The 16,511-nt window shown below is 39.4% G+C and carries 13 protein-coding genes; 5 read left to right on the top strand and 8 right to left on the bottom strand.

All coding sequences use genetic code 11. The features are described from left to right. Window positions 1-61: 61 nt before the first annotated feature. Window positions 62-634, top strand: coding sequence for a DUF1847 domain-containing protein (locus V7O67_RS06625; RefSeq protein ID WP_342305633.1), 573 nt, complete (start codon window positions 62-64; stop codon window positions 632-634). Window positions 635-649: 15 nt separating this feature from the next. Continuing rightward, window positions 650-1,312 carry an MBL fold metallo-hydrolase gene (locus V7O67_RS06620; RefSeq protein WP_342305634.1) on the top strand — a complete coding sequence of 221 codons (663 nt, stop codon included), beginning with the start codon at window positions 650-652 and terminating at the stop codon, window positions 1,310-1,312. Between the two features lie 193 nt (window positions 1,313-1,505). Here the strand turns inward: V7O67_RS06620 and V7O67_RS06615 are convergent, their stop codons facing one another. Then, complete coding sequence (locus V7O67_RS06615) at window positions 1,506-2,201, bottom strand: DUF169 domain-containing protein (RefSeq protein WP_406656901.1); 696 nt, start codon at window positions 2,199-2,201, stop codon at window positions 1,506-1,508. A 675-nt stretch (window positions 2,202-2,876) separates the two neighbouring features. Here V7O67_RS06615 and V7O67_RS06610 point away from each other — a divergent pair. After that, window positions 2,877-4,787, top strand: a complete 1,911-nt coding sequence (locus V7O67_RS06610) for a Coenzyme F420 hydrogenase/dehydrogenase, beta subunit C-terminal domain (RefSeq protein ID WP_342305636.1) — start codon at window positions 2,877-2,879, stop codon at window positions 4,785-4,787. 169 nt (window positions 4,788-4,956) lie between these two features. Here the strand turns inward: V7O67_RS06610 and V7O67_RS06605 are convergent, their stop codons facing one another. The 7 genes from V7O67_RS06605 to V7O67_RS06575 all read right to left on the bottom strand — a co-directional run bounded on the left by V7O67_RS06605 (window position 4,957) and on the right by V7O67_RS06575 (window position 13,543). Next, window positions 4,957-6,000, bottom strand: a complete 1,044-nt coding sequence (locus tag V7O67_RS06605) for an AI-2E family transporter (RefSeq protein ID WP_342305637.1) — start codon at window positions 5,998-6,000, stop codon at window positions 4,957-4,959. A 19-nt stretch (window positions 6,001-6,019) separates the two neighbouring features. Further along, window positions 6,020-7,333, bottom strand: a complete 1,314-nt coding sequence (locus V7O67_RS06600; protein WP_342305638.1) for a PGF-pre-PGF domain-containing protein — start codon at window positions 7,331-7,333, stop codon at window positions 6,020-6,022. Window positions 7,334-7,344: 11 nt separating this feature from the next. After that, window positions 7,345-8,145 (bottom strand): helix-turn-helix domain-containing protein, encoded by an 801-nt coding sequence (locus V7O67_RS06595; RefSeq protein ID WP_342305639.1) that lies wholly within the window; start codon window positions 8,143-8,145, stop codon window positions 7,345-7,347. A 54-nt stretch (window positions 8,146-8,199) separates the two neighbouring features. Then, the gene (locus V7O67_RS06590; protein WP_406671305.1) at window positions 8,200-9,318 is read right to left on the bottom strand and encodes a COG1361 S-layer family protein; all 1,119 of its coding nucleotides are present in this window, start codon (window positions 9,316-9,318) and stop codon (window positions 8,200-8,202) included. Then, a complete protein-coding gene (locus tag V7O67_RS06585) occupies window positions 9,311-10,366 on the bottom strand; it encodes a COG1361 S-layer family protein (protein WP_406671303.1) in 1,056 nt (351 codons plus the stop codon). The genes V7O67_RS06590 and V7O67_RS06585 overlap by 8 nt, the downstream gene beginning before the upstream one ends. Window positions 10,367-10,416: 50 nt before the next feature. Continuing rightward, window positions 10,417-12,669, bottom strand: coding sequence for a hydrophobe/amphiphile efflux-3 (HAE3) family transporter (locus tag V7O67_RS06580; protein WP_406671430.1), 2,253 nt, complete (start codon window positions 12,667-12,669; stop codon window positions 10,417-10,419). 676 nt (window positions 12,670-13,345) lie between these two features. Then, a complete protein-coding gene (locus tag V7O67_RS06575; protein WP_342305644.1) occupies window positions 13,346-13,543 on the bottom strand; it encodes a hypothetical protein in 198 nt (65 codons plus the stop codon). A 197-nt stretch (window positions 13,544-13,740) separates the two neighbouring features. Between V7O67_RS06575 and V7O67_RS06570 the strand changes: the two genes are divergently transcribed. Further along, window positions 13,741-14,592 carry a TrmB family transcriptional regulator gene (locus V7O67_RS06570; protein ID WP_406671302.1) on the top strand — a complete coding sequence of 284 codons (852 nt, stop codon included), beginning with the start codon at window positions 13,741-13,743 and terminating at the stop codon, window positions 14,590-14,592. Window positions 14,593-14,817: 225 nt separating this feature from the next. Further along, window positions 14,818-16,467 (top strand): hypothetical protein, encoded by a 1,650-nt coding sequence (locus V7O67_RS06565; RefSeq protein ID WP_342305646.1) that lies wholly within the window; start codon window positions 14,818-14,820, stop codon window positions 16,465-16,467. The last annotated feature ends 44 nt before the right edge of the window (window positions 16,468-16,511 follow it).

The following is a 16,511-nucleotide window of genomic DNA, read 5'->3' as shown; positions in this document are numbered from 1 at the left end:
CTCATATGAGGGAATATACTCCCCCATATGACTTAGCTTAGGTCACTCTGGTGGTTTTTGAATGAAATGTGCTTACTGCGATGATAAGATGTGCCGTGAAGGCAAGGACTGTGCAGGCATAACTGATGATATCAATTATGAAGGAACTGAACTTGAATCAATGCAAACTTCAGCTGCCATCGAAGCCCGGTATTATATGCAAAAAACAAGACTGGAAGAAATAATCCTATACTCAAAAGAAATGGGATACAAAAGATTAGGTCTTGCTTTCTGTGTGGGTATGGAAAGAGAAGCAAAGATAGTTCAAAAAATACTGGAAAAGCATTTTAATGTATTCTCTGTGTGCTGCAAGGTTTCCAGTATTAACAAAGAGGACTATGACCTCGAAAAACTCCACCCTGAAACTTTTGACCCAACCTGTAATCCAATAGGTCAGGCAATGATGCTTGAAAAGAAGAAAACACAGCTAAACATCATCATAGGCCTCTGCATAGGCCATGATATTTTATTCACCCAGCATTCAGCTGCTCCGGTTACAACTTTTATAGTCAAGGACCGTGTGCTTGCACATAACCCGGCAGGTGTAATCTATTCAGGTTATTACCTGAAAAATGTTTTCGGCATTACTGACTGATTTTGAGGCTATAGAATGAAATTAACCGTTATTTACGATAATGAAGCAAACGAAGGCTTACAAAGTGGATGGGGATTTGCCTGCTTAATAGAAACAGATGAGCATAACATACTCTTTGATACAGGGTGGGATGGCCACATACTTCTTGATAACATGAATAAGTTATCCATTGATCCGAAGTCCATCGACATCCTCATCATTTCTCACCAACACTGGGACCATATGGGCGGTGTAAGCACTTTTCTAAATGAAAATCCGGATGTTAATATATATGTACCTGCAAGTTTTTCAGCCAATCTCAAAAAAGAGATGGCATCAAAAGGAAATGGAAAACTGTATGGAATAAAGGCTCCTCAGGAAATATGCAATAATATCTACACCACAGGAGAACTTGGGAAAGATATAAAAGAACAATCTCTGGTGCTGAAATCTGAAAACGGCCTTTATGTCCTTACTGGCTGCGCACATCCAGGTCTTTCCCCAATAATAGAAGCTGCATCTTCTTTTGGCGATGTAACTGGCATCTTTGGTGGTTTACATGACAGCCAGGAATATGGATTATTCAAAAATATGCAACTGATAGGTGCAGGACATTGTACATCGCATAAAGATGCTATAAGAAAAATGTACCAGGATAAATTTGTAAAGATATTCGCCGGCTATTCCATAGACATCTAAGATGTCACAAACCATTTGTAAATACGGAAGAAACACAGAAGATAAATATTGTAAAGCATCCTGAGACCGGACAGCTCTGGGAGAGCTGCAATAACATATAATAGAATACTGGATTTTTTAATTTTTAATGAATTAAAACCAAGAAATTCAGTACATACAGCAGTACTGAATTACATAACTGAAATATTGCTTATCAGCAGGCGTAAGTACCAAACATGGACTTAGCAGATTCTACCATATCAGCCAGCATGCCAACAGGAATGCTCATTATCATTTCCTCTTCCTGTATCTCAGTGTATTTTCTGCTTCCACTGCAACCAACGGTTACTCCGGCCTCACCGGTAAGATATGGATAAGCAACTCCATCTGCACAGATACTCTGCTTACCCGCAAAGCCTGCGTTTATACGACCTCCTGATTTGTGAAGCAACGCCTGTGATAATTCCATTACCTTCTTGGGATTAGTAATGATGAGAATCACGTCAGGCATGAAGGTAGCTTTCTCAAGAGGGGAATAAACAACAGCCTTGATAGAAGTTGCAGGGACCATAGGTACCTTGTCCATAGTTGTCTTTGCAGAATCAAGGGTCTTGAAGTGGTTCAGGTTGTAGTAAACTTCACCAGACTTAAGTTTTGGATTCATTTCCATCAGACCCATTACAGCAGCCCCGCCCTTGCACTTCTGGTCATCAAGCAAAGCGTAGAACTGCGTACCCAGCCTTCTTACATTGTCTACCATCTGGCAATGCCTCGTATTTTCATCTATATGAGGAATTCCTTCAGGAATTTCCTCATCGGCCTTAACAAGACGTACAGCAACCGGAGAAGTATCGATTTTAAGTACGTCTATGAGTTCTTTCCCTAATTTCTGAATTTCTTCGTTGTTCACTGTGATCTCCCCTATTAAATAAAAGATTATGATGTAAGTGTGTACGCAGTATACATGTTTCTGGATGTGCACAAAGCATGCACTACTACGGATGTGCACATAGTATGCACAACTGATATATGAAGTTTACCACCCAAATACAGAAAATTTGAATAATACCGAATTAGGAAAGATAATCATATGAGCAACATAGCAACTATCAATTTAGTATTTAAATGGTTTGGGTTTTGCTTATATATTTCCTCCCACTTGTGTATAATATAGCAGAAAAACACGATAAACAGATATGTTGAGATCCTTACTCAAAAATCCAAAATATTGCCAGAATTAGATAGCAATACAAAGAAAATATCCCAGTTGTCGTGAATACTGACAAACAAATAGGCTGCATACATCTTTCTTTTGAAATGATGTACCAATAAGGTATTGTCATAATGCTCTGCAGGAGTATTTGAAGAAATCTGTTGCCTTGTTCAAAACTTTGAAAGCGAGGTATCGCTGGTGCCACGAGGAATTTGAAGCATAAGTCTAGGATATAAGGGAAAACTTATCGGAATATCAATTTCCAGTTATTTTATTGGTCATTGATACTGAAAATCAAATCATCACTGATACCACTACTAAGATGTTAAACCCACATCAAGCGAAAAATGAGAAAATACGAAGAGTGATTTTATGTCAGATAATTACAAATGGTTTCTAAAAGATGCAGTCGTGGATAAAGGCATGTGCACATTTTGTGGTGCATGTGCTGCAGTTTGCCCATATGATATCATCGATTTTGATGAGAATGGTGCCAAAATAAAAGATGAATGCTACAGAAATGGAGAAGGTGCATGCAAAGATGTCTGCCAGAGAGTGATGACAGATGCAGCGCGTATCTCTATGAATGTATTTAATTTCAAAGCAAGGCCACCGACACTCATTGGCCAATATGAAAGAATAGTTGCTGCACGTGCAACAGACCCACAGATACTAGAGAATGGACAGGATGGCGGAGCTGTTACAGCCCTCCTTGCATACTGCTTTGATAATGGACTCATAGATGGTGCTTCCATCATTGCGGGATTATCCAAACCCAATGTCCGAATTGTAACTAACAAAGATGAACTGTTAGAATCCCAAGGTGCCAAGTACTCAACCATACCTGTTATGAGTGCTCTTCGTCACATAGGGGATGAACTCGACAATGTTGCAATGGTAGGTTTACCCTGTCAAACCTATGGAGCAAGAAGAACACAATTCTTCAAAGGACTTAATGTTCACCCGATAGAAGTTGGAATGAACGGTGAAAAGACATCACTGCCAAATGTACCTTACGTTATAGGTCTTTTCTGTATGGAGAATTTCAATTTTGAAAAATTATCCTCTTACCTCATGGATGCAGGTGTAGATTTAAGCAAGGTCAAAAAGTATGCCATACGCCTGGATGAACTCATAGTGAACACAGATGAAGATGAATTTAAGTTCAACATCAAGGATCTGCATGATTGCGTATGGGAAGGATGCCGTGTATGCCGTGATGCTGTTTCAAAAGTAGCAGATATCTCAGCAGGCTATGCTGGCAGCTCAATGGGATGGACAACCCTCATTGCAAGAAATATGAAGGGACTTGAACTTCTTGAGAAAGCAGAAAAAGCAGGATATATTGAAACTTCAGCAGATATTGATACTGATCAGATCGAAGAGTTTGCCAGTATCAAGATGGAACGCTTCAAGAAGGAACTCAAAAAACGTCTTGACGCTGAGATTCCGGTAAACCACTATTGGGTACGGGATTATCCAGGTGTGCGACCTGAAGTTAATGGAACGAATTTTGTCAAGATAAAAACAAATTCAGGTATAGTGAATCATGACTATATGGCCAAAGTTACAAGACTTGCCGAGAAATATGGAGATGGCACTCTTGAACTTACCTCGCGAAAAAGTATTGAGATACAGGGTGTAAAAGGTGAGGACGTAGACGAACTTATGAGTGAAATATACTCAAGCGGCCTGAACACCATCGGAATGGGTTATGCAACAGCATGCCCGGGTAATACATATTGTCCGGAAGGTCTTGTAAATACTAAAGACCTGGCTAATGAGCTTACAATGTTGTTCGCCCAGAAGAACATGCCACATAAAATGAAGATAGGTGTGGCAGGTTGCCCCAATAACTGTGTTCGTGCACATAACAATGATATTGGCATCATAGGTCAACTCTACCCTACAATAGACCTGGACAAATGCACCGGTTGTGGCAGATGTGAAGAACTTTGTAAGGTCAATGCTATCTCCATTGAAAAGGGTAAATCTGTAATAGACCGCGATCTCTGTATCAATTGCGGATGGTGTGTCCGGGGTTGTCCGCACGAAGGTGCCATTGAAGGTCAACGTGGATTCTCCGTCTGGATCGGCGGTAATAGTGCGAGAAGACCCACAGAGGGAATTCTCCTGAAATCATTCTGCACCCCCGATGAAATTCCTGAGATCGTTGAGAGTGTCCGCTTACATTTCCTCAAACACAGAACACAACCAGGCAAAGAACGCCTTGGCAATATTATGGAAAAAGTAGGAAAAGGAGAATTTGTAAGCACGATGTAAGCTTACTTTCCTTTTTTACACTCTTAAAACCGAATAAATTAATAAAATAATGAATCTGCTGTTCTATAAACCCCAAAGTCGGGTTCAGATTCACTATTACTTTTTCTGACTGATTTAATAAAATATAAGATAACAGTGACGACAGTATTCTGATTAAAGTCTGATTAATTCAGTCATCAGGATATATATTCAAAAGTTCATTGTAAAACTCAGTTAATACTACCTTATAAACAATATATATAGGAATAGCAAGTATCATCCCCAGAGCGCCCAGCATATCGGCGAAGATAAGGATCAACAGGATACTAAGCAAAGGATTTACAGCTACTTTTCCTGATATCATGAAAGGTATCAGGTAGAGATTATCCACAAGCTGGGCAATGATAACAGTAATGACTGCAAACAATGCAATGGTAGGACTGACAATAAAGCCAACTATCACTGCCGGAATAGCCCCAATTATCGGACCTATATATGGCACGATATTAAGCAAACCTGCAAGGGCACCCAAGAAAAACCAGCCATTGATGCCTGCAAGATAGAAACCAATGCAACAAATAAATCCTACAATAACACTTTCAAGTATCTTGGCAGAGAAAAAATCACGAAGTCTTTTTCCAATATCTGAAATTGACAGATCTACACTTTCCTGATATTTCACCGGAAAAATCTCAATCAACTCCCTGATCATCACATCCTTTTTCGAGAAATAGATACGGAACATCAAAGGTATAACAAGCAAACCGGTGAAAATGAAATAAGATAATTTCGAAAATATGGATGAAAGAAAATTGAATATATAATCACCAATGGACGTCAGATCGTCGGCAGAAAGGATCGGCCTCCCATCTGGAGAAGAGAGTAAGTATCCATAATTTGAAATTATGTCGGAGGTACCTGTTTCATATTGCTTTTGAGAACTGCTTATCAAATTACCCATATCATACAACTGACCCAGTAGAAGTAGATAAAATAAAAGGAAAACAAAAATAACAACCGTGATCGCATATATCCTTCTGACCCACAGGGATTTATGCCCAAAATGTTTATTGAATTCAATAAGAGTTCTGTCAGTTACAAGAACAAGGATACAACCAACGATAAGAACAATGAACAAATTCTCAAAATGGAAAAGTATAATAAAAAATGTAGTCAAAAATGCAAACACGATGAGCATTATGCTCCATACTTTGGAATTCGTAGTTAATGCCATACTTTTACCTGCAAATAATCTAACTATCTACAGGATTTCTTTTTATAAATAATTCTGTCATGGAGCGCAGAACAGATTTTAAGACGTCTTCTTTTTCAGACTCGAAATTTGTCCCATTTACTGAATCTATAGAACCTTTATCAGATGAATATTCCATGCTGTTTCCCCCCATATCCACAACAACTATATCGTCTTCAAAAGTCTCAGTTGTTTTGCCAGTTATAGCGAAACTACCGAACCCACTTGTTGTTGACATAAAAGAGATATTACCGCTACTGTCATTCACAACTTTGGCAGGGAACGATTTCCAGTTAGAGCTACTGTACAGGTTCAGACGCACAGAATCAACATCGATGTTGTTCTCATCTATCCATTTCTTACCAACATGGAAAATAATGCGAGTATCATCCATTTTATTTTCCAGCCCTGTCTTCCCAGTAATGATATTAGCATAATAATAAACGACGTCATCAGGATTTTCTGAAACAGATGATGACCTGTTATTCAGAACTTCAATTGTAGTCTTAACATAACCTGCATTGACAGCCGAATTAAATTCAAGAGAATCTATAGGATTCTGCCCATCAGGGAATGAAAACTTTGTGGTCACACCCTTGTTAACTACCTGCATGCTGACATCTTTTACTTTGATATTACTGTAATCTTCACCTGAAGAAACAGAACCTGAAGAGCTTCCACCACCACTACCTCCTGATATTATTTGAGAAGGTGTTGACGTAGCTACCCAGTACCATTGCTTCCATATACTGCCATTATCATTGGAAACATGGACCTTAAGACTATAATTTCCTGTTTCGGAAACAGATGGAATACAGCTTGAACTATTTGCATCATTATAGGTGCTGAGCAGTTCATCATCCAGATACCATATAATATCTGAAGTTTCGCTTATATTAACTGAAAATTCAGGTGCACGGTCAAGCCTGGAACTTAGACCTTCAGAATCCGGTGAAAAGACCACGTCAAAATCAGGAATGACTTCCAGACACCATGTATTATTTAAAATATCAGTACCGTCATCAACAATGACTGTCAGATTATAAGAGGCAGCTTCATCCTCTAAAGCTGAATATATAGAGGAGTTACATAAAAAATCCTGCTGTACAATGACTCCATCAAGCAACCAGGTTACATCTGATGACAGGGCAGCATCAACTGAAAAGTTAACAGTTTCACCTGTGTGAAAGGAGAAATTAGTAGCAGAGGGAGAAAATACAACACTGCCTGCTGCAGAAGCAGGAAGAATTATCAATCCAAGAGCAACAATTAACAGAAAAAAACGAAAGGAAACTGACGTAAAAGTAGTCTTCAAAAATGTCCACCTCACAAAGGACTGTATTCTTTAGATGTTTCCCATTTAGCATTCAGAAGATTTGAAATTGTGGAAGAGAATTCTTCCCCGTTAGTCCATACAGCAGTCAGATCAGCTTCACCATCATCTTCCTTTATGGTATCCACAAGCATTTCAGAATTATCTACAACGACAACAAAACTTTTGAGCTCCAATGGATTATTTTTCATAGAATCTACCCTGATAGATGCAAAAGGAACTAGGTGATGGATCTTTCTTGCCTCGTCATCACATGAACTAATAATCCGGATACTAACACCCTCATCAGCAGTCTTTTTGTTAAAAATACCAATGATCGTAGTGTAATCTTTTTTGAGGGACACATACTTTTCTACAAGGCTCAGGAAAGGTGTTGAAGAACTCAGTATCAGGACATCTTTTTCTGCACTTTCGAGCATCTGTATAACCTTATCTGTAACATTCCTGATACCATTGATAGTCCAGATAAGTTCTTCCGCATTATCGCAAGAAGATTTACCATACATATTGTTCAATTCATCGAGAACACCATCACATTCATCCTTATAATCGCGTTTCAGTTTCGCAATGGCATCCTTAGGAGGAATACATCTGTAACGCATTGGTTTTGTATTCTGGAATTCAATGATACCTCTTTTTTCCAGCTTTTTGAGGGCACCATATATAGCAGAATTGGGAACACCGGAATCCAGATGCAAAGCTGATACTGTTGCACTTTCGTTTTTCACAAGAGCCACAAAGACCTTTGCCTCATATGATGTAAAACCGAGATTCTGGAGAGATGTTAAAAGCATTGTGATGATATCACCCTCATTAATTGTAAAGGAAAAAAAATAAAGAAAAGGAGATCACTTGTCTCCTTCTTTCTTACCCATGTATTTTTTAACACCTACAAAGACAGCTCCAAGAATCAACAGGACCACTACAATTCCGATATACTTACCCATACCTGATCCTGAAGAACCTGCAGGAAGAGTTTCAGTCTGGATCTTAACAGTGTCTGATATCTGGCTGTGTCCATCGGTATCCTCGTATTTGATCTCACTATTGATGGCATAGTTCTTTGATACTGCTGTTTCGTCCACCTTCAGTTTGAATACAGCCTCTGCAGTCTCACCTGGTGCAATTGAACCAAGGAATGACTGGTCATCGGTTGTGCTGAACGGATCAGCAGCACTTATCCTGACAGTGGCATCTTTCACAGCTTCTTCACCTGTATTCTTGTAAACAACACGCAGAAGTCCCTCTGAGCCAGCTTCGAGCTCACCAGTCACGTTAACGACTTCAAAATCAGCTTCATCCTCTACAATGACCGAGATGTTCTGCATCTGCTGGCCAACAGCATACCAAAGTCCAACTTCCATGTTAGTGATACCGAGATCAGTCTCATTGTCACCATCTATCTGGACATTTTCCTGATATCCATAATACAATTGCAGACTGAGAGGATATTCTCCAGCCGGAGCATTCTTTGAAACCTCGATGTTAAACATGACAGGATCCTCGGTTTGTTCACCGGATACTAAAGTACCTGCTTCCTGCGGACCTGACTTTACCCTGACATCAGGGCCTTCTGATACAAGGATTGCAACAATACCAATAGCTGTTGTCCTCTGGGATTCATAACCCATCTCAGTCTGCTGGATCTTCTGTTCAAGATCAGAGGAATCATCAGCTTCATCATCTGACTCAAAACCCGTTATAACGCCTTTGTTCATCAGGTTGATATTAAGAGTAACTTCATCACCACGTGAGAACTCATTATCACCTATCAGAGTTGCGGACACATCCGGACCTCCAAAGACAGTGTAGTAATTGTCATCGAAATTGAAGTACTCCGGAAGTTCCAGATTCACTGTTGTCATTTCAGCCTGCACAGGCAGTGACATGAGCACCATCATTAGTAATGATGCTGTAACGATTCTTTTAATGTTGATAACTTTCATAAGATCCCTCAGATCAGTCATTAGAATTATTTGATCCATTTTTTCTTCTGTTTTTGATAATCAGTACTATTCCCATAACCACAAGTCCCACAAGTGCAAGACCCGTTATATTGAGCTTTCTTTCAGGTTGCTTCAGATCTACATTTATTTTCATATTATCTGAAAACGCATCTTCACCATCTTCATCAGTATACTTGATCTCACTGTCAATACCATAATTCTTCTCAACAGCCTGGAAATCAGAAGTGATATCAAATGATACGGTGCTGCTTTCACCCGGCTGCACTGTACCAAGTGACTGTGTTGAACGGTCAGTACTCAGTGGGTCCATTACAATCAATCTTGCAACTGCATCTTCTGCAGGAAGTTCACCGATGTTGGTATAAGTAATATTGAGAGTGTCAGTATTGCCTGCTGTAATATTTCCTGAAACACTGCTAACTTCAAATTTTGCTTCAGGCATTATAACAACAGGAATCTGAATCGTTTGCTCAACTGTTTCATAATAATTTGCATGATCCAAATCCGGCATTCCAAGTATGACAGATTCACCGCCTGTCATTCTTACATCTTGCACATATTCGTAATTCAGTGGCATTTCCAGCAAATACATTCCCGCAGGAGCATTATCTGATATCGTTACCGTGAAGATGAAAGGATCTTTTGATAATTTACCGGGACGCAATTCCTCCATTGTCTGGCTATCTGTAGCAGCATCTATCTCAATCAGATCAGTGGAAGAAAGAAGACTTGCTTTTATTCCGTATGCTGTTGTCCTCTGTATCTCGTACTGTAACTCCGTAAGAGATAACTGGTGAGCATTTCCTGAAGTTTCGACAACTGTGGCGGATTTGAAACCATACAATACACCCTTGTTGGATAGCATGACTCTTATCTGAGCAGTCTCACCACGTTCGAATTCAGTGTCTCCGATAACGGAGGCATATATCTCAGGCTCCCCGTAAACCTTGTAGTAATTATTCGTATATTCATAGGTTGGAGCTATGTATTCCTTCGCGGATACCGAAGGCATCAGCACAAAGGTAGCTGCAAGAAGGATACATAGCACTAAGGGGATAATATACAATTTTAATTTGTCAACTTTTTTGTATCTGCCATTCATGTGGTTATACCCTCCGGAATGGTGTTTGATTCATGTGTATCAATTTGTTTGAATTCGTAACCTGCTGCATGTGCTCTTCTTTTTTCCCTGAACTTGTCAAGTGTGACAATTACAGGAGGGAAGATCACAAACGTAGCCAACAGCGCCAGGAATACGTCTATAACTGTTATCAGGCCAAAATTACTGGTAATACTAAATGGTGATGCGATCAGCGCTGAAAAACCAAATACAGTGGTTGCACCGGATGTGACAATGGCTTTCCCGATCTTAACACTCGCTTCCTCCATTGCCTGCTCAGGGCTTGCACCCTTTTTCTTTTCCTCAAAATAACGTTCCATCATAAGGATAGCATATTCTGAACCTACTCCAAGAATGAGTGCACCAAGGGTCGCGGTCATAGGAGTATATTCCAGACCAGTATAATACATTAGACCACCAGACCAGCCAACTACCATTATCATGGTAATCACCGGAGTTAAGGCCTTCAAGAGATCACGGTATATTACAAGCAGACCTCCAAACACCAATACGATTCCCAGTAATGTCATCATTGTTCTGCCGGACGTAAGAGCACCTATAACCTCGACAAAGACAACCGAATTTCCGGTTATGGTTACTTCTGTTCCGGGAGGAGGAGCCATCCAAAGGATATCATCTTCTACTACATCAGTAAGTTCTCCGATACCCACGAGTCCAAGCTCATCCATTGCATTGCCAATCTCCAGATTAAACAGAAGTATAGAATTTCCATGAAGATAACTTTCTTTCTGGATATCAGGCATCTGCTCATACAACATGGCAACTTCAGCCGAGCTATCAGGAATTTCTCCACCGTTCTGGGACTTGATCAAGTCAACAATACTACTTGAACCATAAATATTGCTCCTTCCTTCCACTTCATGCTGCGAGAACTCATCCATCCATTCAAGCAACTCCGGATCGGTATTGTCATCTGTTTTTATGATCAGGTTTAACTGGTCCACCCCACCCAGAATATCGCTCATGTGCGTCAGATCAATCAATGCAGGAAGATCCTGGGGTACAAAGGTTTGTGTATCGGTCTGAATGGGAACCATGGTATCTACGGCAAGTCCGCCAAGACAAAGGGAACCTGCAATCGCTATAACCAGTACCGAATGCTTCATTGAAAAGCCAGATATGCCCTTAAGTGCCTTTTCCAGGAAGTCAGGCTCATGTTCAGATGCTTCCATTGAAGATACTTTATTCTCAGCAGATGACTTTTTCAGTCCGAGTTTTGAGAGTATATTTTTCTCTGAAAGTTTATGGAAGCCATATAGTACTGTAACTCCCACAAACAATGAGGATAAGAAACACATCGCGATACCGATCATCAAAAGTTTTCCGAAATCCTGTATCATTGGAACAGTTGATGTAAACAATGAAAAGAAACCAAGGGCAGTTATTATCAATGCGATCAAAACTGCAGGACCGGTATGTTTAACGGTGTTTATTACTGCTTCTTCATCACTGCTACCATGCTCAAGTTCTTCTTCAATCCGATTATGGAACTGAATAGCATAATCAATACCAAGCCCGATAAGTACCGGAAAAGCGGACATTGAAACCATTGTCATGGGGATATCAAGATAGCCCATAGCTCCAAAAGTGAAAATGATACCAAGTATGACTATTGGAAGCGGAAGAAGTCTCCACCTTACATGTTTGAAGACAAGATATAGCACAACTATCATGAGAAGAACGGATAGCATGAGCAACGTACCCATACTGGTATTCATTGCTTCATTCATTTCAGTCATGAAAGCAGGATCACCAGTCACAATAACATTATAATCTCCCGGGAAATCAGCCATTTCTATAGATGTCCGTGTTTCCTTGAGTATCTCCGCTTTCTTATCGTCTGATGTGGTTGCTTCAACGACTACAGACATGGTAGCATGAGTTTCATCTGGAACAAAATAGGTAGGAACCGATGAACTGATAATTTCATCGATCACTTCAGCATCATCCGGGATTTTGCTTTTCCCCGTCATCTCATAATTAACATCTTTGATTATAGATGATGGAGAATTGACTTGAATTACTCCTGGAATATTGACTGCGGACTCATATGCCCTGTCCATTGCTTTGAGAAGCTCAGGACCTGTTACATCAGTGCCTTCTACCATTATTACAATGGATTCGGTACCAAAGAGATTCTGATAAAGATGATCAAAATCCTGGTATAACTGTGAGTTCTTGTCTACAAAAGTATCAGTTCCTGATGCCATCCCTATATACTGGGCACCCTGAAATGAAATAATCACAAAAAGAAACGTGATCAGCAGGATAGGTATAGTATTGCTTTCAATGAAGATACCCAGTTTTTCAAAGATGTTTTTAATGATAAACACTCCTTACGATTAATTATGATAATAAAAAAACTCTACCATAGTTGTTTTAATAATAGCCATAATAGATTCATGCCATATATAAAGGTTTTACCCCGTAATAAACTGATTAATAGTTAAAAGAAATTAGCAGGTAAAAAATCTGAAATAAATAAAATGAATGCACCATCAATCAACCTGCGTTCAAATGCAGAGTAAATAGGTTTGAGACATCCTCAAAAGGATGCCTCGTTTGGGGGTTGGATAGGGTGGTACTAAACTACACGACAAGCGTGTTGTTGATGGCACACAATATGAAGTACATCACTTTTAGTTAATAAGTCTTTCTATATATCGACAGATTTAATTTATTATTGTCTAACCTGACAATTATAATTCAAGATAAGCCAACCAGCTCACTTCAGAAGTAGAAATAAAAGTGTCGGGTAACAAAATAAAATAATCGATTATGCAATCAAACCTAACGAATGCTGTATATACAAAACCTCGATATAAGGGTTTCACTCTTAAAAAAACACATACGGAGTTACATTAAAAACTACATGAAGAAGTATGACTAACTCCTTTTACCCATTCCGATACCATACTTAAAACCAATGCCATGATCCTTATCCTCCATCAGTGACCCAAGGTCAACTGTATTTTCCTTAATCCAATCATCATCAAGATCCCGGATGGACATCTCATCAATATGAGATCTTAATAGTTCAACGGAAGATGTTGGTCTTTTTGAATTTTGCGAATTTGATTCCATTGTAAAACACTCATAAGACATTATTTGCAGATTGGCGACTATGTATAGTCAAGTTAGACGATAATGTGAATGGATAAAAAGATGTCCCTTTAAAATACCCATAAATCAATTCATCACAAGAAAACATCTTTATAGTTGTTTTAGCTTACAGATTAATAAGCATTTCACCCGCAAAAAAACAATCAAAAAGTGAAAACATGGATAATGAGAGACTACTAAAAGACCTGGGACTTACAAAATATGAATCATCTGCCTATGCTACACTGATTAAAGAAGGAATTATAGGTGCACAGGAACTCTCACGCATATCAGGGATACCTGTAGGAAAAATATACGAAGTACTTTCAAACCTCAACAACATGGGCCTGGTTGAATCCCAGAAATCACGACCCAGAAAATACAGGGCTGTAAAACCCAAGGTTGCACTTAACAATCTGTATAATAAAAAAGAAGAGGAAACAAAACACGAGCTTGAAAAGTTCAAATTGAAGGTTGCAGAGCTGGAAACCAGATTCTCAGATATTGCACAGCCGGACCACACAGAAATACAGTTCTGGTCTACCCTGATAGGTGAAGAGGACATCATCAAGAACCTAAAAAATATGCTCGATGAAACTGAAAAAGAAATATTGCATGTGAAACCTGGAAGGATTGCAAAGATGATGATGCAGAAAAAATGCATTGACCATAATTCGCTGGTCCCCATGATTATTGATGAATTCATAAAGGCAGTAGAAAAGGATGTGAAGATCAAAACGATCATACCTCAAGAGTTTTTTATGACAGGCCTTAAAGAAAAACTTGACCACATACAGGACACAATGCTTAGAGCCATGATAAAAAAGAACATGGAAGTAAGGGTTCTTGACTGCGACTACGATTTCATCCTCATTGACGAGTATATCACCCACATACCCATTCCTGATCCCGCTCAGCCAAAAAAGATGTTTGGAGAACTGAAAGTGTACGATAAGGAATATGCAGGCAAATTGAAAGCTAAATTTGAGGAATTGTGGGCCAAAGGACAGAAAATTGATTTGAATCTTTGAAAAACTGTCACCAAGATATAATGCAATAAGTATAATCTTAACAAATCTTATTTAATATATAGAGAAAGTATATATTACAAGCCATCCATAAAATTAGTTAAGTCCATTAAATGAGCAGCAATGAGGCACAGGATATTCGCAGATGTGCAATTCCCCATGGTATTACAGATAAACGGGAAGCTTCATTTTTGAATTTATTATAGAACTGAGACAGGAAGTAAAAATATGGCATGGAATGACATTGTACTTGGTGTTGCCACAGGTGGCTTATATACAGTTGGAAAAGCCATCTATCAGGCAGGAAATGCAGCAGAATCAGCAGGAAATGCTGCTGAAGAAGTAGGAATAGCACTGGCAGTGATTGGTTCGACCATGCAGGCTGTGGGAGAACAGCTCGAATCAACATTGGAGGAAGCAGAAGAACTTCTGACCATAAAAAGACTGACCCCAAGAAGTGAAGCTGATCTGTGGGATGAAGAAAAAGCAAGGCTCAATTCCCTTAAACAGGAAAAGACAAAGCTTGAGAACAAACTCAAAGAAAAAGGCATAAACGAAAAAGGTGTTTTCGATTTTAATCTATGGGACCTTGTTTCCAGCTTTGACGATATCATGGAAACTTTCATGCTACTGGCAAAGCTTGCATCTGTGAATAAGGAAATACATGATATATATTATCAGGAACCTGGCGTACTCACCACTGGCATTTATAATGCAAAGGAAGTTCTTGAGCGGTTCAACACCATTGAACAGCCAATGGTGGAGGATATACTCGCATCACTTGACGATAATCTCGACGTGAGTGAAGAGGTACTTCAGGAAGTAAAGAAACTTTTTATCACAAAGAAAAAAGTACCTGTTTCAATTACAGAGCTCAGCCCTTCAATAAAATATCAACTGGAAATGATCCAGACGGACAAACTCTACTATAAAGGGCTAATCTCACGAAAGGACACAGTTACAGCACAATTAGGCGATATAATAAAGACCCATCCTCAAAACAAGTTTGAGATAGCTGCAGGAGCCATTAAAGTTCCAAAAGAGAACATATACGCCAGCAATGTTCTTGATGAGGTAATGGATGCAGCCATCACACATGATATCGACATAAATATTGCAGATATTATTGATGAAAAAGATATCAATGTGAATGCAGGACTAGGTAATGTCGCTGCAGAGGAAAGATTAGCAGATAACGTCAACATAAGGGATCCAGTCAGAACTGCAGATTCAAGTATAACTGGCAGGACTGTACGAAACCTCGCAAGCTCCCAGCCTGCCACCAGATCAACTGCTGCAACAAGTGAAGATAGTGCAGCTAGTCCAACAGACATTAAAGCAGATGCCACGAACGTTTCCGCAATAAACATGGCAAGGATGGCAACTGCAGTTAGCAAGTCACCCGGGCATGCAATGTCTGCAATGCAACCACATGGTGCAAAGATCTCAGCAGCTCTCAGTACCAAATTTGATGGCTACCAGAGAAACTATGATCTGATGAAAGCTCAGAAGGCATTCTATTTCAGGCAGTCCCTGAAAATGGAAAAGAAATACGAGCTTCTGTCAAACCGATGGGTTGAGGAACCGGGATTAATTCCAAAGACACTGGATGAACTGCATGGAGTCCTGGAAAATGTAAGAACTGAGGAACAGCCACGTATCGACCTTTTACTTGACAACTTCAACACAACCCTTGTAGAAGCAAAAGGAACCGTTGAAAAAGCCAATGATACAATGGATTCTGTGAAAAATGCCCTTTTAATACTGGACTTTGATACAAAATATCTGAAAATGGGTGGTATGGTCATTGGAGGACTTGTAGTCCTTAACTTATTAGTTGGTCTTATAGTCCTGATAAGAATGGCACTTGGATTTTAATAATGTAAACAAAGTAGAGAAGACCGGTTGCTCATAAAGCAACC

Origin of the sequence: Methanolobus sp. ZRKC4 (assembly GCF_045291305.1) — an archaeon.
Classification (GTDB): Archaea; Halobacteriota; Methanosarcinia; order Methanosarcinales; family Methanosarcinaceae; genus Methanolobus.
Note: the sequence above shows the minus strand (reverse complement) of the source record. Positions and strands in the feature narration are given on the sequence as shown.

Bases quoted from the DNA above. Each gene is read 5' to 3' on its own strand.
- V7O67_RS06625 (WP_342305633.1), top strand. From the start codon at position 62: ATGAAATGTGCTTACTGCGATGATAAGATGTGCCGTGAAGGCAAGGAC.
- V7O67_RS06595 (WP_342305639.1), bottom strand. From the start codon at position 8,145: ATGCTTTTAACATCTCTCCAGAATCTCGGTTTTACATCATATGAGGCA.
- V7O67_RS06610 (WP_342305636.1), top strand. From the start codon at position 2,877: ATGTCAGATAATTACAAATGGTTTCTAAAAGATGCAGTCGTGGATAAA.
- V7O67_RS06580 (WP_406671430.1), bottom strand. From the start codon at position 12,669: ATGGCATCAGGAACTGATACTTTTGTAGACAAGAACTCACAGTTATAC.
- V7O67_RS06565 (WP_342305646.1), top strand. From the start codon at position 14,818: ATGGCATGGAATGACATTGTACTTGGTGTTGCCACAGGTGGCTTATAT.
- V7O67_RS06575 (WP_342305644.1), bottom strand. From the start codon at position 13,543: ATGGAATCAAATTCGCAAAATTCAAAAAGACCAACATCTTCCGTTGAA.
- V7O67_RS06605 (WP_342305637.1), bottom strand. From the start codon at position 6,000: ATGGCATTAACTACGAATTCCAAAGTATGGAGCATAATGCTCATCGTG.
- V7O67_RS06620 (WP_342305634.1), top strand. From the start codon at position 650: ATGAAATTAACCGTTATTTACGATAATGAAGCAAACGAAGGCTTACAA.
- V7O67_RS06590 (WP_406671305.1), bottom strand. From the start codon at position 9,318: ATGACTGATCTGAGGGATCTTATGAAAGTTATCAACATTAAAAGAATC.
- V7O67_RS06570 (WP_406671302.1), top strand. From the start codon at position 13,741: ATGGATAATGAGAGACTACTAAAAGACCTGGGACTTACAAAATATGAA.